The sequence below is a fragment of the Mesorhizobium sp. M6A.T.Cr.TU.017.01.1.1 genome, assembly GCF_004023115.1.
Taxonomy (GTDB): Bacteria; Pseudomonadota; Alphaproteobacteria; order Rhizobiales; family Rhizobiaceae; genus Mesorhizobium; species Mesorhizobium mediterraneum.
The window spans coordinates 23106-45058 of sequence record NZ_RZTA01000002.1; the positions used below are offsets into that span (position 1 = coordinate 23106).

The following is a 21953-nucleotide window of genomic DNA, read 5'->3' on the forward strand; positions in this document are numbered from 1 at the left end:
CACCCAATGACGACGGCGAATATTGCTCTGCAAATTTTCACCGATATGGACGCGGTGGAAGCTCAGTGGAGAACATTAGAGCAGCATGCGGATTGTACCGTATTCCAATTGTTTGATTGGCAGATGGAATGGTATCGCCACATCGGCTCCAGAGAGAAACTGATTCCGGTGATCGTGCTGGGTCTCGACGATACGGGCGCGGCGATTTTTATTCTGCCATTGGCGATCGAACGCCATGGTCTGATCCGCCGGCTTGTCTGGTTTGGATCGGAATTGTGCGATTATAATTCGCCCATTCTGGCGATAAACTTTAGCGATCACGTGAAACCTGGGAAATTCGGCCGCCTGTGGAAAGACATAATTCGGGCGATTCAAAACTATCCTCAACTTCGTTTCGACGCTGTTGAACTTTACAATATGCCTAGTGTTGTCGGCTCTCAACCTAATCCCTTTCTCGACTTGCCAGTCTTGCTGGCTAATTGCGCCGGACATGTCGCAACCCTCCCGGAAGCGAACTGGGATCGGTTTTATGCGTCAAAGTTTTCGAATTCGACGCTGCATACCCACCGGCGCAAGGCCAAAAACCTCGCCAAGCAAGGTGGCGGGGCGGTTCGCTTTGTAGACGTGCAAGATCAGGCCGAGATCGAGTGCACCATTGCAAAGCTGATCGAACAAAAACGGAGCAGCTATGCCCGAATGGGTGTTCATGATATGTTCGAACGTCCGGGTTTTCGCGAATTTTATTTGGCGATTGTCGCCAATCCTCGGTTGCGCGAGGTCATCCATGTCACGCGGCTGGATTTGGATGGGATTCCGGTGGCGACGGGTCTGGGTCTCCAGTTAAATTCCAGTTATTCACTGGTGATGTCGAGTTATCAGGAGGAGTTCGCCAAATACAGTCCCGGGCGTCAGCATATTCAGGAAATTATGCAATATGCCATTGGCCAAAAGATGCAGAAATTCGATTTTACGATCGGCGACGAGCCTTATAAGCTCTCATGGTCCGATATAAATTCGCTTTTGTTTTTCCATTTTGATAGCAGAACTTTGCGCGGTCGTATTGTCATTGCGATGAAAATGGCAATCAATTATGTGGATACATGGTATAATCAAACGCCGTTATTAAAGCCACCGCTGCGGCAGGTTCTTCGTAAGACGAGACGATCCTTGCATCGCATGTTTCTCTGACCGGGCGATCACGAGTTTTTGATCTCGGCGCGGGATGCAATCATCGAGCTTCGCGAAAGAGTATAGTATAATGCGATTACTTTGTGGGAGACGATGATGTATAGCGCAGATATTGGGATTGTCGGCGGCGGTCTGGAGGGTTCTATCGCCGCCGCGACGCTCGGGCGAGCCGGATTCTCGGTCGTCCTGATCGACGCGCATCATCCCTGTCCGGAGGATTTTCGCTGCGAGAAAATTGGGATTGTTGCCGCGTCAACGCTGTTTACCGAACTGTGGATTGCGCGGTTTGGTCGGGTGATAAACAAGCGCCCCTGGTTTGGTTTTGCAGCAAAAGACGGAGTCTTGAATTTTCTTCGACACCGTTTGGTTCGCCGTCACGATCGTGCTGTCAATGAAGTGGTGGGCGAAGGAGCGGGAATTGAATAATATTGATGTAGCGGTCCTCGGGGGTGGTACCGCCGGCTCGTTAGCCGCTGCGATGCTTGGCCGGATGGAGATTTCGACCATCCTTGTTGATATCCATCAAGTCTATCCAGGGGAGTTTCGCTGCGAAAAACTCGATGACGATCAAGTCGACTTGCTCAAAAAAACCGGGCTGGCGGATGCCGTATTGGCGGCTGCGACACCGATGACTGAGATATGGGTGGCCCGTCACGGTTATGTCATCGGTAAAAAGCATGGGAAACACGGCGAGCCCTGCGAATATGGGGTGGCTTATCAGGATTTGGTAAATGTTATTCGCCGCCAGATTCCAGATAGTGTCCAATTCATCTGCGCCAAAGTGACCAAAATAACGACGAGTTCCGACCGGCAGGAAATTACCCTGTCAAATGGTGACACATGGTCGACCCGATTGATTGTGGTGGCGACCGGCTTAAACAATGTCGTCCGGGGTGCGATCACGCGATCCGAGATCAGCAAATGCCACTCGATCAGTGTTGGTTTTGATCTCACCTCTAAAGCTGGTTTCAAATTTCAAGCTTTAACGTATTTTGCGGAAAAGCCAGGGCCTATGGGTTACGTGAGCATGTTTCCGATTGGTTCAAGAATGCGCGCCAATGTGTTCGTCTACCATGGTGATATACGCCATCCGTGGTGTCAGGAAGTGCGCACATCGCCGTTATCTGCATTGTATGCGGCAATGCCCCGATTGAAGCGTCTCCTCGGTGATGCTGTCGTGTCAAGCGATATTCAAATTCGACCCGTTGATCTTTACGCCGCGCAGAATCACGAACAGCAACCCGGTCTGGTATTGGCCGGTGACAGTTTTGCTACCAGCGATCCGGCGGCGGGTACCGGTCTCAATAAAGTGCTAACCGATGTTGATCGGTTATGCCATCATATTCCGACATGGTTAGCCACGCCCGGAATGGGCGTCGAGAAAATTCAGACGTACTACAGTGATCCCGTCAAAGTTGCCTGTGATGAATGGTCGCTTGCTGAAGCATCTTACAACCGATCACTGGCGTCCGATACAACGCTATTATGGCGTATTCGTCGGATGGGCAGGATTGGTCTCGACATGATGGGAATCTCGATCCCACAACTTCGCTTGGCGGCAAGCGGAGTTCGTTGGGGAGCAGGCTGAACTTGGCGGTATCGACAGCGTTGTTGGTCTTCATGCCGCGTCTGCCGCCTGCGCGGGCCGAAGCCGCTTCGTCGCGGCGAAGGCCCGTCAGGCTGGCGCCGATCAGGGCTTTCGACGTTTCCAAGACCAGGCTTAGAAAGTAGTGACCGCATCAACTGGCACGCATCACTGGCAGAAGCCATTCTGGCAGGAGACAAGCAGCCACATCAATTCGGATCGATCCTCTCCTCCCTCACCACGCGGGCAGGGTCGACGTCGCTTGGGTTGCACGCGGCAGGCAAGCTCTCGCAGGTCGGCGACAAGGTCGGGACCGACGAATCGGCCGGTTCTCTTGGCTCGCTTTCGCCCACGATGATGTTGACGAGGTCGCCTGGCTGCAACAGGGTCATCCCAACGGTCTCGATGCTGACCGGCCCGGCTGCCGATTGCCGCACGATTTGATAAATTACGCTGTTTGCGTCCTTCGCAAATTGGGCGCGGGTCACCGGCAACGTGTAAAGGATGCCTTCGCTGGCGTTCAACTCGCGCACATTGGCCGCGATCTGGCTCTCCGCGGTCTCGATCTCGACCTCCAGATCGTTCCTGAGGTCGGCCCGGGTCCGCAACACCTCAGACTCTAACCAAGCGAGGCGCTGGTTGGCGCTCGCGTACTGGTTAAGGGCGTCCTGCCGACGCTGTTCCGCGTCGGACAACTCACTCTGGATCTGAGCCATCACCGTCATGCTGAGAACTTTGCGGTCCACGAGCGTGCGCATGCTGTTGACGCGCTCCTGGCGCAGCTTGACCAATTCGTCGAGCGACTCCATGCGCCTATAAGCGACAACATCCTGCCTGGCCGCCTCCAGCGCCCGCAGGCTCGCGCGCTCGCGATCCTTGCGGGCCGTGGCGACGGCCTTGCGCCGGTCGCTCTGCTCGTTGACGAGGTTAGCAGCTTCGGTCGCGCCGGCCAGCTCCAGCAACTGGCGCGGGATAGTGGGTGCCGTGCCGTCGCGCTCGGCCTTCAGCACCGCCGCGCGCGCGAGCAACTTCAACATCGCATCGATCGCCGCGCTCCGCTTCTGGGTCTCACGCACGGTTTCGATCTTCTGCCACGGTTCGCTCTCGGCCCGGTCGAGTCCGCCGGCCAGCGCGATCGCATGCAGGATCGTCATGCCGGCCGCATACTTGAACGAGCCTGGATTCTTGACCGGCCCCAGCACGTAAATGGGTGGGCGCTCCAGCGGCAGGATGTTCACCAGTCCCTCGCGGCCCAGCAGTTGATTGAAGGTTTCCACCAGGTCGGCCTGTACCTGTTGCGTCGACCGGTTGGCGACCGGAATGGAGCCAAGCAAGGGCACGGAAATCGTGCCGTCCTCTTGGATAATATATTCGCCGCTCAGTTCCGGACGCTGCAGGATGCCGTGCAAGGCAGAGGACGCGCGCCCCCACTTGTCTTCCTCGACGTCGACGCGCTCGTAGAACGTGACCTTGAGGCGGTCGCCGATGCCAAACAGGGCTCCGGTTGGCACGCCTGGCGCATTGCTGAGGGTTTTGGAGCCCTCGGCACTGGTGGGGACGGCAGGGACGACGCTCCGCTCGACCAACGCCGCGGCGGACGCATCCGGTCCCGTGCTGAGAGTTTTGGGGGGCTCGGCACTGGTGGGGACCGCAGGGACGGCGCTCTGTTCGACCGGCGCCGCCGCAGCCGGTCCCGACACGATCGCGCGAGAGGGTTCGGCCGTGGCTTGGACCGGTTGTCCTTGCCAGCTATCGATAGCAGCAGACACCTTCTGCACCACGGCTCCGGAGGCATCCTCGACCTTCTGCATCACGGCTCCGGAGGCATCCGCGACCTTCTGCACCACGGCTCCGGAGACATCCGCGGCCTTGTGCACCACGGCGCCGGAGACATCCTCGGCCTTCTGCATCACGGCTCCGGAGATATCCTCGATCTTCTGCATCACGGGTCCGGAAACAACCTCGACGGCCGGCCAGTTTCCGATCGCGGCCCCTCCCAGGGCGGCGACCCCGCAGAGCCCAAAGGCAAGCAGGATGGCCTTCATTCCCCTGCGGCGAGCCGCCCGTGACGAAGGAGCGACGGGGTCGGAATTGTATTTTGTATCCATGGCCATGGCGCGTGGCTTTCAATGGCGGCCATCCCGTCCCGAACTGGTCGAGCACGGGTCGACGGGCACGGCTCTGCCTTATCGTGACCCTTCGCCGCCAGCGGCACAACTATCCCTTTGTGGGCACTCCTTCCGGATAAAGCGCGGCCTTCGTCCAATAGCCAGACTGCTGCGCTGCAGGAGAACTTGTTTGATGGCAAACGGGACAAAAGCGATCGAACGCAACGAAGAGGCGGAAATCTTGGTTACCGACGCAGCGCCTCGAACCGTCTGCGGCTCCGGCATGCATTCGCAGGATGGCTGGGCTGTTTCCAACTTCATCATCGAGGTGAGGTAACCATAGCGGACCTGGCCCCGCCTCATATTCCTTTCGTCAGCTCTCACGTCCTCGGCCGAAGCCCGTGCCGCTTGGACAACGCTACCGCGTCGCGCACGTCCCGCCGACGCAGGAACAGACGACAACGCTTGCCGCATCATTTGAGGAAAACCGATCGGAGACGGCCCGCTGCCAGTACAAACGGCGCACCTCCTTCGCTGCCACCGCCGAGGGTGATTTGAACCTGGACGTTCTTGATCGCGGAGCCTCGTATCAGGGTGAGGCTTGGCAAGTGAATGCACCAGCCCGAATGACGATATCAAGGCAGGGAAGCGGGTCTCATTGAATGAATATTATCGAGAAAGTGATACCCCTTTTGTGCCTTAAGTAGATCTTGCGGATGGTGAGACGGTTGAGTTGCTATCTTTTCGTTCCCTGACGGGCCATTGCCAGACGCGGGAGTAAGCATGCCATGGTTCATCGCCCAAACTGCAGCCTGTGTACGGTTGCGGACCCGGATCTTTCGGAGGATGGCCTTGACGTGTACCTTCACCGTAGCTTCGGCAATGTTGATCTCGCGCGCGATGGCTTTGTTAGACTCCCCTTCGATTAAGCGACGTAGAATACAGTTTTCCCGATTCGACAAAATTGATAGTTCTTGATCCTCATTCTCCAATTTAACAACCACCTTTGTTAACTCATCAGCTACCGCGTCAGGTTTCAGATCATGCCTTATATCTTGAATCGCTGTTGAAGTCTCGGCAGGTAACACCGTCTGCCCTAGCATAACCAATTCGAGAGCTTTGATGAAGGTGTCGTAAGCAGCGATTTTTATCAAATACCCGTCTGCCCCCGCACGAAAAGCTGAAACTATATCGGTCGATCGACAGTGATCGGCTAGCGCGACGACATGGCTGGTCGGATAAATCGCTTTGAATTCTGCAATTTGTGCGAATTCAGCACCCGCATCAGTACCGCCGACATCTATGATGAGCAAGATGGGCCGGTGCTGGGCTAGCGGCTTCTGCAGAAGGTCGTGAACACAAGCCGCAGAGAAAAGGACACGAAACTTTGCCGCATTCAGGATTCGACTAAGGCCTTCTCGGAGTAACTCGCTCGGCCCGACAAGTACTGTTATAAAAGATTGTCTTGTCATCATTGCCTCCCGCTCCGGCGCGATTGAGGTACACGCGTCGAGTAGGGCACTCCACGCGCCAACCGCACTCGATGCCCCCCGGTTTGAGTCTCTTGCAGTTCCTCACTCCCTCCTTGGCGAGAATAGGTTGGGCAGTGTAAGACCTATTTATAAGCAGTCTCTAACATAGGTTGCTTTTTCGGTAAATTTTGCCGGCAACGGACGCCAAACTGGAACCCAAGGGCGCGGCAATCTGCCTGAAGACGCAGGGATGGGACGGCTTAGCCATCTCAAGCCGCTGGTAGTCGAACGACGATCGGGATGGTGCCTGCGGCGATTGCAGCGATAGGCGAGGATTCCTGAAGGCGGTGGTTGGCATGGTCAGGTCGCAGCGCTTTGATATCGTTGCCCAACGCTTTAGGTGAGAACACCCGATAGATCTGCCGCAGTGTGTGAGCCACTTGCACTTATTCTGCGGCACGCTCTCGCCGCGCGATAGGCCGTGTCGCCGTCGGTCATGATGGTCGGGCCTTTTGCATATTGCTCAACACGGACGAGGTTAAGTTCCGCTCGGCCCGTCCTTCACCGCACGCCGGATGCGGATACCCTGTGGTCGAGATATATCACCGCCCCGCCAAGCCGCGCACGACCAGTCGTCCGGAAACATTTGGCTGGAACTGGTCCAGCGACGGCCTAGGGTCGTCTTCCAGCGGGAAATTTGCTAATGGCCCATGCGCTGCCGCTCCAGGAGATAGCTGTTACCTGAGATACTCGTTGTCGAATCCGGCTATTTCGACCAGCTTCCTGCGGTTGATCACCTGTACATGGCCCGCCTTGAAAGAGACGAGATCGGCCTTGCGGAGTTCCCCCAACGTTCGGTTGACGTGAACGGTGGTCATTCCGAGGATGTCGGCCAAGTCGTATTGCGTAAGGGGACACTCATATCTTCCATGGGCCGACAAGCCAACCATGGAGAGCCTCTCCTCCAACTCGAGCAGGAAATGGGCGGTGCGGCTCATCGCGGTCCGTCGCCCGGTATTCATGAGATGTTCGGCAAGGATGGCGTTCAGGCGGGCTAGGGAGCAGGCGATCTTCTTCCCGAGACGGCCTTCCGACAAGATGGCCTCGACAAGTTCCTTACTGGAAATTTCATAAACCGTTAGTTCGGTTATGGACGCCAGCGATGCTAAACGTGGTCCTTCCACAGAACGGAAACCGACAAGGTCCCCCGTGAGGGGAGTGTCGATGATCTGCCGTTCTCCGTCCGGCAGCCCATGGTAAAGGATGGCCCAACCCGATTTTACGATGAATATCTCATCGTTGCCGTCATCCTGGCGGCCTATCACCGAATGGGGTTTGTAGATTTTTGCCGTAACACCGAGAAAATCGTTATTCCCCCAATCGTTCTTCGACAATGTCCGCCCTATGGGATGCGAGCGCATGAACTGCCATAGTGTCTGCATGAAGAATCGCGAGGTTGCCCCTGTTTCCGCACAATAATTGCCCCCGAACGAGTTCGACAGAACGATCTCCTACCGTAGGGGCAGGCTGGCCCACTGTCCTCGTCTGTTTGAATGAGGCAAATTGCGCTTAGATCAAGGTGTTGCAAGCATCAGGCGGTTAAGGCTCCCGGCTTGTCTCGGGTCACTCGCTCTTTGCTCGCTCGGCGGCGTGGCGGTTGCCGGCGCGCTCGATGCGGCCGATGATTTTCATCATGAAAACGCTGACGCCGATGCCTGAGTTCAAACGCAGCGTTCATGGCATGCCGCAAGAAAAGCGCACGCTTCTTCGCTGTGCGGTCGATGAACGAATGCGGGAAGAGGAATGCTGACGCTGACGCGTCCGGCCTGACCACTTGCCGCACTACGGGCTACGAGTTCCTGTTCGGGCTCGATCATGTGTTTATCCCCCTATCGATTTATTCCATAGGTGGATAAAGCTGAGGCGGCGCACTATCCGGCGACCGTTGCTCGATCTTGTCCTATTCCATTCGCGGTTCCATCGCCTCAGTTCTAAGGAACGGGGCGACGCGAAACGAGACTGGTCCACTCGATGAGAGGGCGGCGGGACTGAGGACGCATCGGAAACAACGAAACAATCCGCGCTGTAGTCGCGAGGCGGTCATATCGCCAGTTGCGATATGGAGGCGCAGAGGGGCAGGCCGTAGCTCGAAGTATGGATGTTGTCTTCGGGTCAGTTCGAGACGTCGGACCCACCGGATTGAATTTTTGCATTCTCGCGCGTCTTACCAGAACCGGTCGGACCGCTTCCTGCCCATTGAAGTCATTCGACAGCTGTCGGCGGTTGCGAGCTTTTGGCGCGCAGCAGACTAGTTTGGATGGCGCGGCCTCAGAGAGCACCATCTGCAAAATCGCGAGTGGCTAATGTGGTCTTGGCTTTGGTCGGTGCGGAAACAAGCCGATCCGGGCTGGCGGGTGCAATGGCATAGATAGCGCTTGATAATCATGCGTCTGCCAGCTGCACCGAGGTGCCTAGATGCTGTTTCCGGTTTTCTGTGGGGTAGGCGGTATTCGGGCCGCCTAAGTATTTGTTTTTTCTGGTCGGAGTGGCAGGATTTGAACCTGCGACCCCATCGTCCCGAACGATGTGCGCTACCAGGCTGCGCTACACTCCGTGACCAGACCGCGGGCTTATAGCCGCCGCACTTCGTTCCTGCAAGCGCCAATGGCAGCGCTTCTGTCGCATTTCTTCCGCTTTCGCTTTAACGTCATACAGGTTTCAGTTTCCTGGGGGATAAACACGGCTTAAAGGCTCGTGTTATAGGCATCGGCCACCTGCGTTGAAACCACTCTGATTCCAGCCGCTTGGAGTTGCTGTCTTGCCCCTGAAGATCGTTAGCGAAGCCCGTCCCAATACCTTCGAGTTTGAAACCTCGGCGCTTATCAAAGCGTCCGGCTTTCGTGAGTATGACGCGCGCTGGTGGTTCGGCCATCCGGGCTCTGCGGAGCCGCCGGAGCTCAACCTGATCGGTGTTCAGGCGCTCGGCATGGGGCTCGGCACGCTGATCCGGCGCCTGGGCGCCGGGCCGGATATCGTGACCGGGCATGATTTCCGTTCCTATTCGCTGGCGATCAAGCTGGCGCTGGTTTCCGGGCTGATGGCCGCCGGCGCGCGGGTCAGGGATATCGGGCTGGCGCTGTCACCGATGGCTTATTTTGCCCAGTTCGCGCTCGACACGCCGTCCGTCGCCATGGTCACCGCCTCGCACAACGAAAACGGCTGGAGCGGCGTCAAGATGGGGGCGGCGCGTCCCCTGACCTTCGGTCCGGAAGAAATGAGCGCATTGAAGACGATCGTGCTTGCCGGCGACTTCGACCTTGTCGGCGGCGGCTCCTATGACTTCGTTGCGGATTTCCGCAAAACCTATCTGGACGACCTGACCACTGGGAAACGCATATCACGAAAGCTCAAGGTGGTCGCCGCCTGCGGTAACGGCACTGCCGGCGCCTTCGCGCCTGAAGCGCTGGAGCGGATCGGCTGCGAGGTGATCCCGCTCGATGTCGAGCTCGACCATACATTTCCGAACTACAATCCCAATCCCGAAGACATGAAGATGCTGCACGCGATCCGCGACAAGGTGCTGGAGACGGGAGCCGACGTCGGGCTTGGCTTCGACGGCGATGGCGACCGCTGCGGCGTGGTCGACAATGAAGGCAACGAGATCTTCGCCGACAAGGTCGGCGTCATGCTCGCGCGCGACATCGCGCGACTGCATCCCGGCTCGACCTTCGTCGTCGACGTCAAGTCGACCGGATTGTTCAACACCGACGCCGCGTTGCGCGCCGATGGCGCCGTCACCGATTATTGGAAGACCGGCCACTCCTACATAAAACGGCGCGTGGCTGAGCTTGGCGCCATCGCTGGTTTCGAGAAATCCGGTCATTTCTTCTTCAATCCGCCGATCGGGCGCGGCTATGACGATGGTCTCATCACAGCCATCGCCATCTGCCAGATGCTGGATCGCAGCCCGGGCAGCAGCATGGCCGATCTCTATCGCGCCCTGCCGCTGACCTTCGGCACGCCGACCATGTCGCCACACTGCGCCGACGAACTGAAATACGGTGTGGTCGAGCGGGTCGTTTCCGATTTCCAGGCCATGAAGCAGGACGGCACTGTCTTCGCCGGCCAGAAGATCGCCGAGCTGATCACAGTCAATGGCGTGCGCGTCGTTGCCGAGGACGGCACCTGGGGCCTGGTGCGGGCGTCATCGAACAAGCCGGAGCTTGTCGTGGTGGTGGAGAGCCCGGTGTCGTCGGAGCGGCGCCGGCAGATGTTCGAAGGCGTCGATGCAGTGCTGCGCCGCAGCCCGGAAGTCGGCGCTTATAATCAGACCTTCTAGGTAGCGCCTCATCGCATCCAGGGTGAGAGGACCATGCAAGGGAAGCGGTCCAGCTTGTCGCTGATCCGCTTCCGCCGGGCATCATCGCAAACGGGGAACTCAGTCGGGCTTAAGATGCCTGCTCAAGAGCGTTCCAGTCGAACTTCCGCGCCCAGTCAGCAAAACTGTGCCAGCGGACCTCCGGGAAATCTCGGTGCAAAGCCGCGATATCGACGTCGTAGCCGACGCGGTCGAACCACTCGAACATCAGCGCTACGTCCTCGCTTTGCTGGCGGGCCACCGCGATCGGAATTTCCTGATAGTTGATCGGGCGGCCGATGGCCTGCGAAAGGATCTTGGCCTGGTCTTCGCCGGACAACTCGTCTCCGGCGAAATCGAAACGCTTGCCGAACACGCGCTCGCGCCGCTCGACCAGGGTGGCAACAAAGGCGCCGATGTCCGCCAGGGCGACCAGCTGGAGGGGGCGTTTGGCGGGCACTGCGAAAGCATGCGTGCCTTGGCTGAGCGCGCCGATCGACCACGGCGCGACGAAATTCTCCATGAAAGCAACCGGGGCGCTGATTGTATAGGGAAGGCCGAGCCGTTCGACATGCTGCTCGACGAGATATTTGCTTTCGAAATGCGGGATGCCGGTTTTCTTGTTGGCGTCGGCAACGGACGAATAGATCAGATGCCCGACGCCGGCAGCCTTGGCTGCATCGGCGGCTAGAATCCCCTGGCGGGGCTCCTCTTCCATCCCGGCCTCGTAGCTGTTGCCCATCAAGAACATGGTGTCGACGTCTTTTGCAGCCTTCATAACGGAGGCCGTATCGCCGAGATCGCCGGTCACGATCTCGGCGCCTGCCGACGCCAATTGCCGCGCGGCATCGCTGTCCGGCCTGCGCGTCAATGCCTTGACGCGATGTCCGCTCGACAGCAAGGCACGCGCGACTGCGCCGCCTTGCTGGCCTGTGGCGCCGGCGACTAGAACTCTTCGTTTAGTGGTCATGTGGTTGCTCCTTTTTTGCGGTGGAGCAAAATTAGGGTTTGGCACATTGATGCACAATTGCATATAATTGGAAAACTTTGTCCCATGTGCGGATACAATGATCGATCTCAATGATATCGTGGTGTTCGCTCGGGTCGTCGAAGCTGGCAGCTTCACCGCTGCCGCGCGGCTGCTTGCCATGCCCAAGACGACGGTCAGTCGACGCGTTGCCGCGCTCGAGCGTGAGGTTGGGGTCCGCCTGCTGCAGCGCACCACGCGCAGCCTCAACGTGACGGATGCCGGGCGTCTGTATTACGAGCAGAGCAGCCAGGCGCTGCGGACGATCGAGGAAGCAAATCTGCGCCTTGCGGAAGCGAAGGCGGAGCCATCGGGCACGATTCGCATTTCGGCGCCCGTTGGCTTCGGGAGCCATTTCCTCACAGCTGCCGTGGTCGACTTTCTGGCAATGTATCCGAAGACCAAGGTCGAGCTCCGCCTGACCGACGACAAGCTCAACCTGGTTGAGGACGGCATAGACCTCGCCTTCCGAACCGGCATCCTACAGGATTCGACGCTGATTGCCCGCAAACTCGGCTCCACGCACAGGCTGCTCTGCGCCAGCCCAGACTATCTCGCAAGGCACGGGATGCCGAAACGCCTGGCGGATCTTGCGCACCACCAGTGCGTCATCGCAGGCCCTTCGACCTCCGGCACCCATTGGGTGCTGGAGGGGCCACACGGTCAGGAAACGGTCACGGTGGCCGGGCGCTTCGCCGCTAATGAAATGCAGGCGGTCGTTGCGGCCACGCTCGCAGGCTTCGGCATTGCCCAATTGCCGCACAGCATCGCCGAGCCCCTCATCAATGGGGGGCGGCTGAGCCGCGTTCTCCGGGACTACACGACGCCGGCTGGCGGGCTGCATGTCCTATATCCGAGCAGCCGGCATCTTTCGCCCCTCGTCAAGGCATTCATCGAGCTTGCATCCGACCGGATTTCCAGTCTGGCAAATACTGCGGCTGACCAGCAGTAGCCGCGTGCCTCAATACGGGCTCGCCACATCCCCGGTCTCGACATAGACCGACTTCAGCTGCGAATAGAGCGCCAGCGCGGCAAGCGAGTTTTCCCGCCCGATTCCCGACTGCTTGAAGCCGCCGAAGGGAATTTCGACCGGCGTCAGATTGTAGGCGTTGATCCAGCAGGTCCCGGCCTGCAGCTCGGCGATGACGCGATGGGCGCGCGGCAGGTCGCGCGTGAACACACCCGCGGCAAGGCCGAACTCGGTATCGTTGGCCCGGTCGATCACCTCGTCCTCGCCGTCGAATTTGAGCACGCTCATCACCGGCCCGAAAATCTCCTCGCGCGCGATGCGCATGGTGTCGGTGACGCCGGTGAAAACAGTCGGCTCGACGAAGAAGCCGCCCTGGAAACCCTGCAGCGAAGGCACATTGCCGCCGCAGGCGAGCACAGCGCCATCCTGCTTGCCTGCCTCGATATAGCCGATGACCTTTTCGTGCTGCGCCTTCGAGACCAGCGGTCCCATCTGCGTTTCCGGGTCGAGCGGATCGCCGATGCGGATCTTCTTGGTCCGCTCGACCAGCCGTTCGACGAAACGGTCGTGGATGCCCTTCTGCACGAAGACTCGCGTGCCGTTGGAGCAGATCTGGCCGGTCGAATAGAAATTGCCGAGCATGGCGCCGCCAATGGCGTTTTCGAGATCGGCATCGTCGAAGACAATCAGCGGCGACTTGCCGCCGAGCTCCATGGTGGCGTGCTTCATCTTCGAGCCGGCGAGCGAAAGCACCTTGCGCCCAGTCGGCACCGAGCCCGTCACCGAGACTTTGGCGACGACATCGTGCCCGACGAGGCCGGCGCCGACATCGCCATAGCCTTGCACCACGTTGAAGAGCCCGTCGGGGAGGCCGGCCTCGGTATAGATTTCGGCGAGCGCCAGCGCCGATAATGGGGTGTTCTCAGACGGCTTGAACACCATGGCGTTGCCCATGGCGAGTGCGGGTGCCGATTTCCAGCCGGCGATCTGGATCGGATAGTTCCAGGCGCCGATGCCGACACAGACGCCCAGCGCCTCGCGCCTCGTATAGGCGAAGGGTCCGCCGAGATCGAAGGCCTCGCCATTATAGGCAGCGACCGCGCCGCCGAAATATTCGAGGCAATCCGCGGCGGACGGCGCATCCGCCACCAGCGTCTCCTGGATCGCCTTGCCTGTATCGAGCGTCTCGATACGCGCCAGGTCGGCGTTGCGCGCGCGCAAGATGTCGGCGGCGCGGCGCAGGATGCGTCCGCGCTCGACCGGCTTCAGCCGCGCCCAGGCCGGTTGGGCTGCACGCGCCGCTTCGATCGCGAGTTCCAGCACGTTCGGCGTCGCCGAACGCAGCATCGCGATGGTCTCGCCGGTTGCCGGATAGATGACCGGCAGTGGCGCACCCTGCTCGTCGTCGATGTAGCGTCCGTTGACATAGTGCGATGCCGTTGGTTGGGCGCGCATAGCTGTTCTCCAATCGTCTTCGCCAGAACGGAGCAGTCCGCCGGATCATGGCCTATCTGTCTGACACCTGCCAGCGCGGATTGATCCATGGTTCCTGGTTGGACGGCGCCAGCGGCGTGCGGCCAAGAATGTGGTCGGCGGCCTTTTCGCCTGTCATGATCGACGGCGCGTTGAGATTGCCGTTGGTGACGCGCGGGAAGATCGAGGAATCGGCGACCCGCAACCCTTCGACGCCGATGACACGGCATTCCGGATCGACGACGCTCATCGGATCATCGGCGCGACCCATCTTGCAGGTGCCGCAAGGGTGGTAGGCGCTTTCGGCATGGTCGCGGATGAAGGCATCGAGATCATCGTCCGACTGCACGTGCGAGCCCGGCGAGAGTTCCTCGCCGCGATAAAGATCGAATGCCGACTGGCCGAAGATCTCACGCGTCAGCCGGATGCAGTGGCGGAACTCGGTCCAGTCGTCCGGATGCGACATATAGTTGAAGCGGATCACCGGCTTCGACCTGGGGTCGGGCGAGCGCAGCGTGACAGAACCGCGCGATTTCGATCGCATCGGCCCGACATGCGCCTGGAAACCGTGCGCCTTCGCCGCCGCCTTGCCGTCATAGCGAACCGCCGCCGGGATGAAATGATACTGGATGTCGGGATAGTCGACGCCGGCGCGCGAGCGCACGAAGGCGGCCGCCTCGAAATGATTGGTTGCGCCGAGACCTGACTTGAAGAACAGCCATTGCGCGCCGATCATTGCCTTGGAGAAGGGGTTCAGCACCGAATTCAGCGTGATCGGCTGCGTCGATTCCTGCTGGATATAGAGCTCCATATGGTCCTGCAGGTTGCGGCCGACGCCGGGCCGGTTAGCCACCACCTGAATGCCGTATTCCCTGAGATGTTCGGCCGGGCCGATGCCGGACAGCATCAGGATCTTGGGCGAATTGATCGAGGAGGCGGCAACGATCACTTCACGTCGCGCCTTGACCACCTGAATCCGTTTGCGCGTTGCGATCTCGACACCAGTGGCGCGTTGATTCTCGATGATCACCCGCCGGGCGAAACCCTTGATAAGGCTAACATTTTTTCGCCTCAGCGCCGGCCTGAGATAGGCGCTCGCCGCCGACCAGCGGCGGCCGCCGCGAATGGTCTGTTCCATTGGCCCAAAGCCTTCCTGCTTCGCGCCGTTATAGTCGTCGGTCAGCTCGAAGCCGGCCTGACGGCCTGCCTCGACGAAGGCGCCGTAGAGTGGGTTCGTCCTTGAGCCGCGCTGCACCGACAGCGGGCCGCCGTGGCCGCGCCAGCCATTCTCGCCGCCGTTGCTGTCCTCCATGCGCTTGAAGTAGGGGAGCACGTCGGCAAACCCCCAGCCAGCCGCGCCCTGTTCGGCCCAATGGTCGAAATCGCGGGCGTGGCCGCGTACATAGACCATGCCATTGATCGAGGACGAGCCGCCGATGACCTTGCCGCGCGGCGTCGCCAGCACGCGGCCGCCGAGATGCGGCTCCGGCTCGCTGGCAAAGCCCCAGTCGTAGAGGCTCATGTTGAGTGGGATCGACAGCGCCGACGGCATCTGGATCAGCGGCCCGACATCGCTGCCGCCGAACTCGATGACGATCACCGAATGCTTGCCATCCTCCGACAGGCGGTAGGCCATGGCCGAGCCGGCCGAGCCGGAGCCGATGATGACGAAATCCGCCTCAAGCATGGTTCATATGCGCCATGAAATCAGCGAGCGAGGGAACAAGTGCCATCATTCGCCTCGCGGAAAGCGCTTCTGCTCTTCGAGCAGGTCAAGGTTCATGTGGTTGCGCATGTAGCGTTCCGAAGCTTTCTGCAGCGGCTGGAATTCCCAGGGGTAGTGAGTGCCGTTGCGCAGCGCCGGGTAGACCACCCAGCGGCGCGCCTGGCTGGTGCGCACGGCGGCGTCGAAGGCCGCCATGTCCCAGCGCGCCCGGACCTTTTCGGTGAAACCAGCAACCAAAGCGGCATGTGCCGGGTCGGCGGCGAGATTGGTCAGCTCGAGCGGATCCGATTCAAGATCAAACAGTTGCGGCGGATCGATCTCGCAATGGATGAATTTGTAGCGGCCCTCGCGGATCGCCACCATCGGCGCGTTGGAGCCTTCGGCAGCATACTCCATCAGCACCGGCGCAGTGCGTTCCTTACCGTCGAGCAGCGGCAGCAGCGACTGGCCGTCGGTCCATGGCGCAATCGCGCTCATGTCGATGCCGGCGAGGTCGCAAAGCGTCGGCGTGACATCGAGATTGGAGACTGGGGTCTCGATCAGCTTGGCGTGTATGCCCTTGCCGGCGATCATCAGCGGCACCCGCGCCGAGCCTTCGAAAAAGCACATCTTGAACCACAGGCCGCGCTCGCCGAGCATGTCGCCGTGATCCGAGCAGAACAGGATGATCGTATCGTCGAGCATTCGCGTGCGTTGCAGCACCGACAGCAATTCGCCGACCTTGTCGTCGAGATAGGAGATGTTGGCGAAATAGCCGCGCCGCGCACGGCGGATCTTCTCCGGCGTGATCTTGAAGCTGTCATAGTCGCTGGCCCGGTAGAGCCGCTGCGAATGCGGATCCTGCCTGTCGTAGGGAATGAAGCCCACCTCGGGCTCAAGCGCCGGGCAGTCCTCGTAGAGATCCCAATAGCGCCGCCGGGCGACATAGGGGTCGTGCGGATGGGTGAAGGAAACCGTCAGGCACCACGGCCGGCGCGAAGCGTCGTCGGAGACGCGAGCGAAATCATAGAGCTTCTGCACCGCGTGGAAAGCGACCTCGTCGTCATATTCCATCTGGTTGGTGATCTCGGCGACACCGGCACCGGCCACCGAGCCGAGATTGTGATACCACCAGTCGATCCGTTCACCGGGCTTGCGATAGTCCGGCGTCCAGCCGAAATCGGCCGGATAGATGTCGGTGGTCAGCCGCTCCTCGAAGCCGTGCAACTGGTCCGGCCCGACGAAATGCATCTTGCCGGACAGGCAAGTATGGTAGCCGGCGGCGCGCAGATGATGCGCATAGGTCGGGATCGACGAGACGAATTCGGCAGCGTTGTCATAGACCTCGGTGCGTGACGGCAACTGGCCGCTCATGAACGCTGCCCGGCCCGGTGCGCAGAGCGGCGAGGCGGTGTAGTTATTCTTGAAGCGCGTCGCGTGCGCCGCCAGTAGCTTCAGATGCGGCGCGTGCAGGAAGTCCGCTGGCCCATCCGGGAACAATGTGCCGTTGAGCTGATCGACCATGACGATCAGAAAATTGGGTCGCTTGGACGTCACTGCGCGCTCCGCCGGCTTAGTTTCGTTTCGAGATAATCCTCGATCAGTGCGATCGCAGTCGCGGCATTGGGCACGCCGTCCTTCAGCGCGCGCCTGATATACAGCCCGTCGATCAGCGCAGCGGTCGCCTCGGCGACACGGTCGGCTTCGCTTCTCGGCAGGATGCCGGTCAGCCCGCTCAACAGATTGGAATGCAGGCGCCTCGCATAGACCTTAAGCAGGCGGCGAAGTGCTGCCGATTTCTGCGCCTCGACATAGAAGGCGAGCCAGGCCGCAATCGTCTCCGGCTGGAACTGGGCGTCGGAGAAATTGACGGCGACCACCGCCGAGACGCGCTCGCGTGCCGTGCTGGCCGATCGAAGCGCGCGCCGCATGTCGGCGGTCAGCTCGGCCAGGATATGCCGCATCGTTGCCAGCAAAAGTTCGTCCTTGGCGCCGAAATAGTGATGGGCAAGCGCCGAGGACACGCCGGCGCGCCCGGCGATTTCCGACATCGTCACATCAAGCGAGCCGCGCTCGCCGATCGCTGAGATCGTCGCGTCGATGAGCGCCCTGCGGCGCAACGGCTCCATTCCGACTTTCGGCATTCTTGCTCCGGCCCTGTTGCGACAAGATTATTTTTTATTGACGGATCAATCAACAAAAATCCAGCCTGATTTTGTGGCAAAGGTCAGGCGCTATGACCAGATATCAAGATCAAGCGATTGTGTGGTTCTGGCCCCTTCACGAAGTCGGCGGAACGGTTCATGCTTGAACAATGCTGAGGCGCGCCGTGACATCGCGTAGCCCGGGCCTGCAGGATGGAGATTGCCATGACAGCATGCATCGTCGGCTGGGCGCATTCGCGCTTCGGCAAGCTCGAAGGCGAGACGCTGGAGAGTCTGATCACCAAGGTCGCAACCGAAGCGCTCGATCATGCCGGCATCGGTCCGGACGAGGTCGACGAGATCGTGCTTGGCCACTTCAATGCCGGCTTTTCCGCGCAGGATTTCACCGCAAGCCTGGTCCTGCAGGCCGACGACCGGCTGCGCTTCAAGCCGGCAACCCGCGTCGAGAACGCTTGCGCGACTGGTTCGGCGGCGGTCAGGCAAGGCATCCGCGCCATCGACGCCAATGCGGCCCGTATCGTGCTCGTGGTCGGCGCCGAGCAGATGACGACAACGCCCGGCCCAGAGATCGGCAGGAACCTTCTCAGGGCCTCGTATCTGCCCGAGGAGGGCGACACGCCGGCAGGATTCGCCGGCGTTTTCGGCAAGATCGCGCAAGCCTATTTCCAGCGCTATGGCGACCAGTCGGACGCGCTGGCGATGATCGCCGCCAAGAACCACAAGAACGGCGTCGACAATCCCTATGCGCAGATGCGCAAGGATTTCGGCTATGAGTTCTGCCGGCACGAGAGCGAGAAGAACCCATTCGTTGCCGGTCCCCTGAAGCGTACCGACTGTTCGCTGGTCTCGGACGGCGCCGCAGCCCTTGTCCTTGCCGACACGGCGACGGCGTTGAAGATGCGCCGCGCGGTCGCCTTCCGTGCCAACGAGCATGTGCAGGATTTCCTGCCAATGTCGAAGCGCGACATCCTTGCCTTCGAAGGCTGCGAGCATGCCTGGAACCAGGCGCTGAAGAAGGCGGGCGTGACGCTCGACGATCTGTCCTTCGTCGAGACGCATGACTGCTTCACCATCGCCGAGCTGATCGAATATGAGGCGATGGGCCTGGCGAAACCGGGTGAGGGCGCGAAACTGGCGCTGGATGGCGAGACGGCGAAGGACGGCCGGCTGCCGGTCAATCCGTCCGGCGGGCTGAAGGCCAAGGGTCATCCAATCGGCGCTACCGGCGTGTCGATGCACGTGCTGAGCGCCATGCAGCTCGTCGGCGAAGCCGGCGGCATCCAGGTGCCGGGCGCCAAGCTCGGCGGCATCTTCAACATGGGCGGCGCCGCAGTCGCCAACTACGTTTCCATTCTCGACCGGATCAGATAAAAGCGGCCCGCATTACAGCGCCCCGCGCCCCGTTAGGGCGCGCAAAGGACGCTGTAACACTTTGATTTTACGCGTGATCCTTTTCGAAAATCGATTCCGATTTTCGAGGTCATGCGTTAGCGGGGAAATCATGACAAATCCGGTTCTGGTCGAAGTTTTGCGCGGCGCTGTGGTCGAGAGCGCGCATCGTGGCGCCGTTGCGGTTTTCGATGCCGACGGCAACTCGGTCTGGGAAATCGGCGATACGGCCCGCCCGGTATTTCCGCGCTCAGCGGTCAAGGCTATCCAGGCGCTGCCGCTGGTCGAAAGCGGCGCCGCCGACGCGTTTGGCTTCGGCGACCGCGAACTGGCGCTTGCCTGCGCCTCGCATTCCGGCGAGCCGGCGCATGTCGAACTGGCGCGGGCGATGCTGGCGAAAGCCGGACTGGACGAGGCGGCGCTGGAATGCGGCGCGCATTGGCCGTCCAGCCATGATGCGACGGTTGCGCTGGCCAGCGCCGGCACCTTGCCAAACGCGCTGCACAACAATTGCTCAGGCAAGCATGCGGGCTTCCTCTGCACCTGCGTTCACGCCGGTATCGCCCATCGCGGCTATGTCAAATCAGGCCATGCCTCGCAGGAGATGGTGCGCGATGCGATGCAAGCGGTGACCGGGGCCGCCCATGACATCGATCATTGCGGCACCGACGGCTGCTCGATCCCGACCTATGCCGTGCCGCTACGCAGCTTCGCGCTCGGCTTTGCCCGCATGGCGACCGGCGTCGGCTTTGAACCCGTGCGCGCCAAGGCGGCAAAGCGGCTGCTTTGCGCCTGCATGGCCGAGCCCTTTCTGGTCGCCGGCACGGGCAGGGCTGATGTTGCGCTGATGGAGGCCGCACCCGGCCGGATTTTTGTGAAGGGAGGGGCCGAAGGCGTCTATTGCGCGGCTTTGCCCGAGCTTGGCCTTGGCGTGGCGTTGAAATGCGATGATGGCGCTGGCCGCGCGGCGGAAGTCATGGTCGCGGCATGCATGGCTAGGCTTTTGCACGCCGACAGGGCGCTGGCGGCGAAGCTGATCGAGCAGGCAAATCCACCCATCCAAAGCCGGGTTGGCGCCAAGGTTGGCGCTGTCAGGCCCACCGCCGCATTGAGCTGAGAACGGCATTCAGCTCACCTGATTGCGCTCGATGGTCAGATGCGCATAGCCGGCATTGCCTGATGAGGCGAGGTCGCCGGTCACCGGCTCGGCCCAGCGGTGGCCGACGATCGCGCCGTTTTGGGCGCCGTCGATGACATTGTCGGAGATGACCGCCGTTCCGGCGCCCTCGACCACGGTGACGGCGATGCCGGTTCCGGCCTTGCGGATGACGTTTGCGGTAGCGACCACATTGCGCATGAACGGCCCCCAGCCGATGTGCATGCCGTAGAGCGGCGCATTCTCGACGACGTTGCCGGAGACGGTGGTATCGGCCTCGACGTTGATACCGATGCCGAAACCGGGCGGATCGGCAGGATAGGGGCCGCTGGTCGAGAGATTGCGCACGATGTTTCCTGAACATACGCCCATACGGCCGCCTTCGTTGAAATTGACGATCGAGATGCCGTTGGCGGCGCCGTCGACGATGTTGTTGCTGAGGATCGCCCCCTCGAACGAGAATTCGGAATACACGGCGGTCTCGCCCGACCGCGAGCAGGTGTTGCCGGTGATGTGCAGATTGCTGGCGCTGTTGGCGCGGATCGCCGAAAACGCGCAGTCCGAGACGATATTGCCCGAGATGATGACGTTGCCGGCGCGGAACGCATTGATGCCGTTGCCGTTCTGGCCGGTTCCGCCGCTACGCGCCTGAATACGCTCGACGCGGTTGCCGCTGACGATCGTGCCGTCCTCGGCCGCTTGCCAGCGGTGCACGAGGATGCCGCCATTGGCGCAGTCGGACACAGTGTTGCCTGATATCGCCAAGCCGGTGGCTTCGACCGAATAGATGCCGGCGTCGGCAGCGCCTGATATTTCCGAGCGCTCGATGCGGCCCGAAGCGTGCTCGATCGCCAGGCCGTTCTTGCCGCTGCCTGATATCTGGCAATTGTCGATGACGAGGTGAGCGACGCGGCGCAGGTCGAGCAGTCCTTGCGCGTAGTCGCCCATCCAGCGGTTGGTGCCGTCGAACACCAGCCCGGTGAATTCGATGTGCTCGGCCTGTTCCGCCATGAGCAGATGGCCGTTGCCGCCATAGACGATCCGCGATGCACCCGGCACCCCGGAAAGTCTGATACGGCTAGGCAGCGAAAGGTTGGATAGGACATAGGTTCCCGGCGGCAGGAACACCGGCATGTCGCGATCGCTTGCGTCGCGCAGCAGCCTGGTGAAGGCCTTGCTCTGGTCGTCAAGTGCGCCGGGCCGCACGCCGAGGTCGGCAGCGTTGATCGAGCCGCGCATCGAGGCATTGTCGACGGCGGGCAGGCTTGCCGCCGCTGCCTTGCCGAGCGAGAGGCCCATGACGGCAAAGCCGGCGGTCGGCGTAAGCAATTTTCGTCTGTTCAACATCGGCACAGTTT

Annotated in this window: 17 protein-coding genes and 1 tRNA gene; 8 read left to right on the top strand and 10 right to left on the bottom strand. The window is 60.6% G+C overall.

Annotated features, from left to right (window positions below; all coding sequences use genetic code 11):
• The first annotated feature begins 6 nt into the window (after positions 1-6).
• The 3 genes from EOB36_RS00875 (at position 7) to EOB36_RS00885 (ending at position 2776) form a co-directional block, all read left to right on the top strand.
• Positions 7-1188 carry a GNAT family N-acetyltransferase gene (locus tag EOB36_RS00875; RefSeq protein WP_128284081.1) on the top strand — a complete coding sequence of 394 codons (1182 nt, stop codon included), beginning with the start codon at positions 7-9 and terminating at the stop codon, positions 1186-1188.
• A 93-nt stretch (positions 1189-1281) separates the two neighbouring features.
• On the top strand, positions 1282-1614 hold the full coding sequence (locus EOB36_RS00880; RefSeq protein ID WP_245458069.1) for an NAD(P)-binding protein: 333 nt from the start codon (positions 1282-1284) through the stop codon (positions 1612-1614).
• Positions 1607-2776: an NAD(P)/FAD-dependent oxidoreductase gene (locus EOB36_RS00885; RefSeq protein WP_158302621.1), complete on the top strand. Its 1170-nt coding sequence runs from the start codon at positions 1607-1609 to the stop codon at positions 2774-2776. Before EOB36_RS00880 ends, EOB36_RS00885 begins: the two co-directional genes overlap by 8 nt.
• A 206-nt stretch (positions 2777-2982) precedes the next feature.
• On the opposite strand, the gene EOB36_RS00890 is transcribed toward EOB36_RS00885, so the two are convergent.
• Entirely contained in the window at positions 2983-4818 is a 1836-nt protein-coding gene (locus EOB36_RS00890; protein WP_158302622.1) for a polysaccharide biosynthesis/export family protein, read from the bottom strand.
• Between the two features lie 256 nt (positions 4819-5074).
• Between EOB36_RS00890 and EOB36_RS34230 the strand changes: the two genes are divergently transcribed.
• Entirely contained in the window at positions 5075-5218 is a 144-nt protein-coding gene (locus EOB36_RS34230; RefSeq protein WP_158302623.1) for a hypothetical protein, read from the top strand.
• A 298-nt stretch (positions 5219-5516) separates the two neighbouring features.
• On the opposite strand, the gene EOB36_RS00895 is transcribed toward EOB36_RS34230, so the two are convergent.
• The 3 genes from EOB36_RS00895 to EOB36_RS00905 all read right to left on the bottom strand — a co-directional run bounded on the left by EOB36_RS00895 (position 5517) and on the right by EOB36_RS00905 (position 8967).
• Positions 5517-6356: a response regulator transcription factor gene (locus EOB36_RS00895; RefSeq protein ID WP_127204098.1), complete on the bottom strand. Its 840-nt coding sequence runs from the start codon at positions 6354-6356 to the stop codon at positions 5517-5519.
• A gap of 734 nt (positions 6357-7090) precedes the next feature.
• Positions 7091-7747 carry a Crp/Fnr family transcriptional regulator gene (locus EOB36_RS00900; protein ID WP_245467540.1) on the bottom strand — a complete coding sequence of 219 codons (657 nt, stop codon included), beginning with the start codon at positions 7745-7747 and terminating at the stop codon, positions 7091-7093.
• A gap of 1143 nt (positions 7748-8890) precedes the next feature.
• Positions 8891-8967: transfer RNA gene (locus EOB36_RS00905), tRNA-Pro, on the bottom strand.
• 204 nt (positions 8968-9171) lie between these two features.
• Between EOB36_RS00905 and EOB36_RS00910 the strand changes: the two genes are divergently transcribed.
• Positions 9172-10692, top strand: coding sequence for a phosphomannomutase/phosphoglucomutase (locus EOB36_RS00910; RefSeq protein WP_126102950.1), 1521 nt, complete (start codon positions 9172-9174; stop codon positions 10690-10692).
• Between the two features lie 109 nt (positions 10693-10801).
• Here EOB36_RS00910 and EOB36_RS00915 read toward each other — a convergent pair whose 3' ends face one another.
• Positions 10802-11680, bottom strand: coding sequence for an NmrA/HSCARG family protein (locus EOB36_RS00915; RefSeq protein WP_128284083.1), 879 nt, complete (start codon positions 11678-11680; stop codon positions 10802-10804).
• A gap of 97 nt (positions 11681-11777) precedes the next feature.
• On the opposite strand from EOB36_RS00915, the gene EOB36_RS00920 reads away from it, so the two are divergent.
• Positions 11778-12689 (top strand): LysR family transcriptional regulator, encoded by a 912-nt coding sequence (locus tag EOB36_RS00920; protein ID WP_128284084.1) that lies wholly within the window; start codon positions 11778-11780, stop codon positions 12687-12689.
• A gap of 9 nt (positions 12690-12698) precedes the next feature.
• Here the strand turns inward: EOB36_RS00920 and betB are convergent, their stop codons facing one another.
• Genes betB through betI form a run of 4 tightly spaced genes read right to left on the bottom strand, consistent with a single transcriptional unit; the run spans position 12699 to position 18029 of the window.
• Positions 12699-14162 carry a betaine-aldehyde dehydrogenase gene (betB, locus tag EOB36_RS00925; RefSeq protein WP_127289074.1) on the bottom strand — a complete coding sequence of 488 codons (1464 nt, stop codon included), beginning with the start codon at positions 14160-14162 and terminating at the stop codon, positions 12699-12701.
• Between the two features lie 52 nt (positions 14163-14214).
• On the bottom strand, positions 14215-15867 hold the full coding sequence (gene betA / locus EOB36_RS00930; RefSeq protein ID WP_128284085.1) for a choline dehydrogenase: 1653 nt from the start codon (positions 15865-15867) through the stop codon (positions 14215-14217).
• 45 nt (positions 15868-15912) lie between these two features.
• Complete coding sequence (betC, locus tag EOB36_RS00935; RefSeq protein ID WP_128284086.1) at positions 15913-17442, bottom strand: choline-sulfatase; 1530 nt, start codon at positions 17440-17442, stop codon at positions 15913-15915.
• Positions 17439-18029 (bottom strand): transcriptional regulator BetI, encoded by a 591-nt coding sequence (gene betI, locus EOB36_RS00940; RefSeq protein ID WP_095486514.1) that lies wholly within the window; start codon positions 18027-18029, stop codon positions 17439-17441. Before betI ends, betC begins: the two co-directional genes overlap by 4 nt.
• A gap of 225 nt (positions 18030-18254) precedes the next feature.
• Between betI and EOB36_RS00945 the strand changes: the two genes are divergently transcribed.
• Positions 18255-19421 carry an acetyl-CoA acetyltransferase gene (locus EOB36_RS00945; RefSeq protein WP_126102943.1) on the top strand — a complete coding sequence of 389 codons (1167 nt, stop codon included), beginning with the start codon at positions 18255-18257 and terminating at the stop codon, positions 19419-19421.
• Positions 19422-19551: 130 nt separating this feature from the next.
• Complete coding sequence (locus EOB36_RS00950; protein ID WP_095486515.1) at positions 19552-20556, top strand: asparaginase; 1005 nt, start codon at positions 19552-19554, stop codon at positions 20554-20556.
• Positions 20557-20565: 9 nt separating this feature from the next.
• Here the strand turns inward: EOB36_RS00950 and EOB36_RS00955 are convergent, their stop codons facing one another.
• The gene (locus EOB36_RS00955; RefSeq protein WP_128284087.1) at positions 20566-21942 is read right to left on the bottom strand and encodes a TIGR03808 family TAT-translocated repetitive protein; all 1377 of its coding nucleotides are present in this window, start codon (positions 21940-21942) and stop codon (positions 20566-20568) included.
• Positions 21943-21953: the final 11 nt, after the last annotated feature.

Coding starts and splice junctions, on each gene's coding strand:
- EOB36_RS00875 (WP_128284081.1), top strand. CDS start 7: ATGACGACGGCGAATATTGCTCTGCAAATTTTCACCGATATGGACGCG.
- EOB36_RS00880 (WP_245458069.1), top strand. CDS start 1,282: ATGATGTATAGCGCAGATATTGGGATTGTCGGCGGCGGTCTGGAGGGT.
- EOB36_RS00890 (WP_158302622.1), bottom strand. CDS start 4,818: ATGAAGGCCATCCTGCTTGCCTTTGGGCTCTGCGGGGTCGCCGCCCTG.
- EOB36_RS34230 (WP_158302623.1), top strand. CDS start 5,075: ATGGCAAACGGGACAAAAGCGATCGAACGCAACGAAGAGGCGGAAATC.
- EOB36_RS00895 (WP_127204098.1), bottom strand. CDS start 6,356: ATGATGACAAGACAATCTTTTATAACAGTACTTGTCGGGCCGAGCGAG.
- EOB36_RS00915 (WP_128284083.1), bottom strand. CDS start 11,680: ATGACCACTAAACGAAGAGTTCTAGTCGCCGGCGCCACAGGCCAGCAA.
- EOB36_RS00920 (WP_128284084.1), top strand. CDS start 11,778: ATGATCGATCTCAATGATATCGTGGTGTTCGCTCGGGTCGTCGAAGCT.
- betB (WP_127289074.1), bottom strand. CDS start 14,162: ATGCGCGCCCAACCAACGGCATCGCACTATGTCAACGGACGCTACATC.
- betA (WP_128284085.1), bottom strand. CDS start 15,867: ATGCTTGAGGCGGATTTCGTCATCATCGGCTCCGGCTCGGCCGGCTCG.
- betI (WP_095486514.1), bottom strand. CDS start 18,029: ATGCCGAAAGTCGGAATGGAGCCGTTGCGCCGCAGGGCGCTCATCGAC.
- EOB36_RS00945 (WP_126102943.1), top strand. CDS start 18,255: ATGACAGCATGCATCGTCGGCTGGGCGCATTCGCGCTTCGGCAAGCTC.
- EOB36_RS00950 (WP_095486515.1), top strand. CDS start 19,552: ATGACAAATCCGGTTCTGGTCGAAGTTTTGCGCGGCGCTGTGGTCGAG.
- EOB36_RS00955 (WP_128284087.1), bottom strand. CDS start 21,942: ATGTTGAACAGACGAAAATTGCTTACGCCGACCGCCGGCTTTGCCGTC.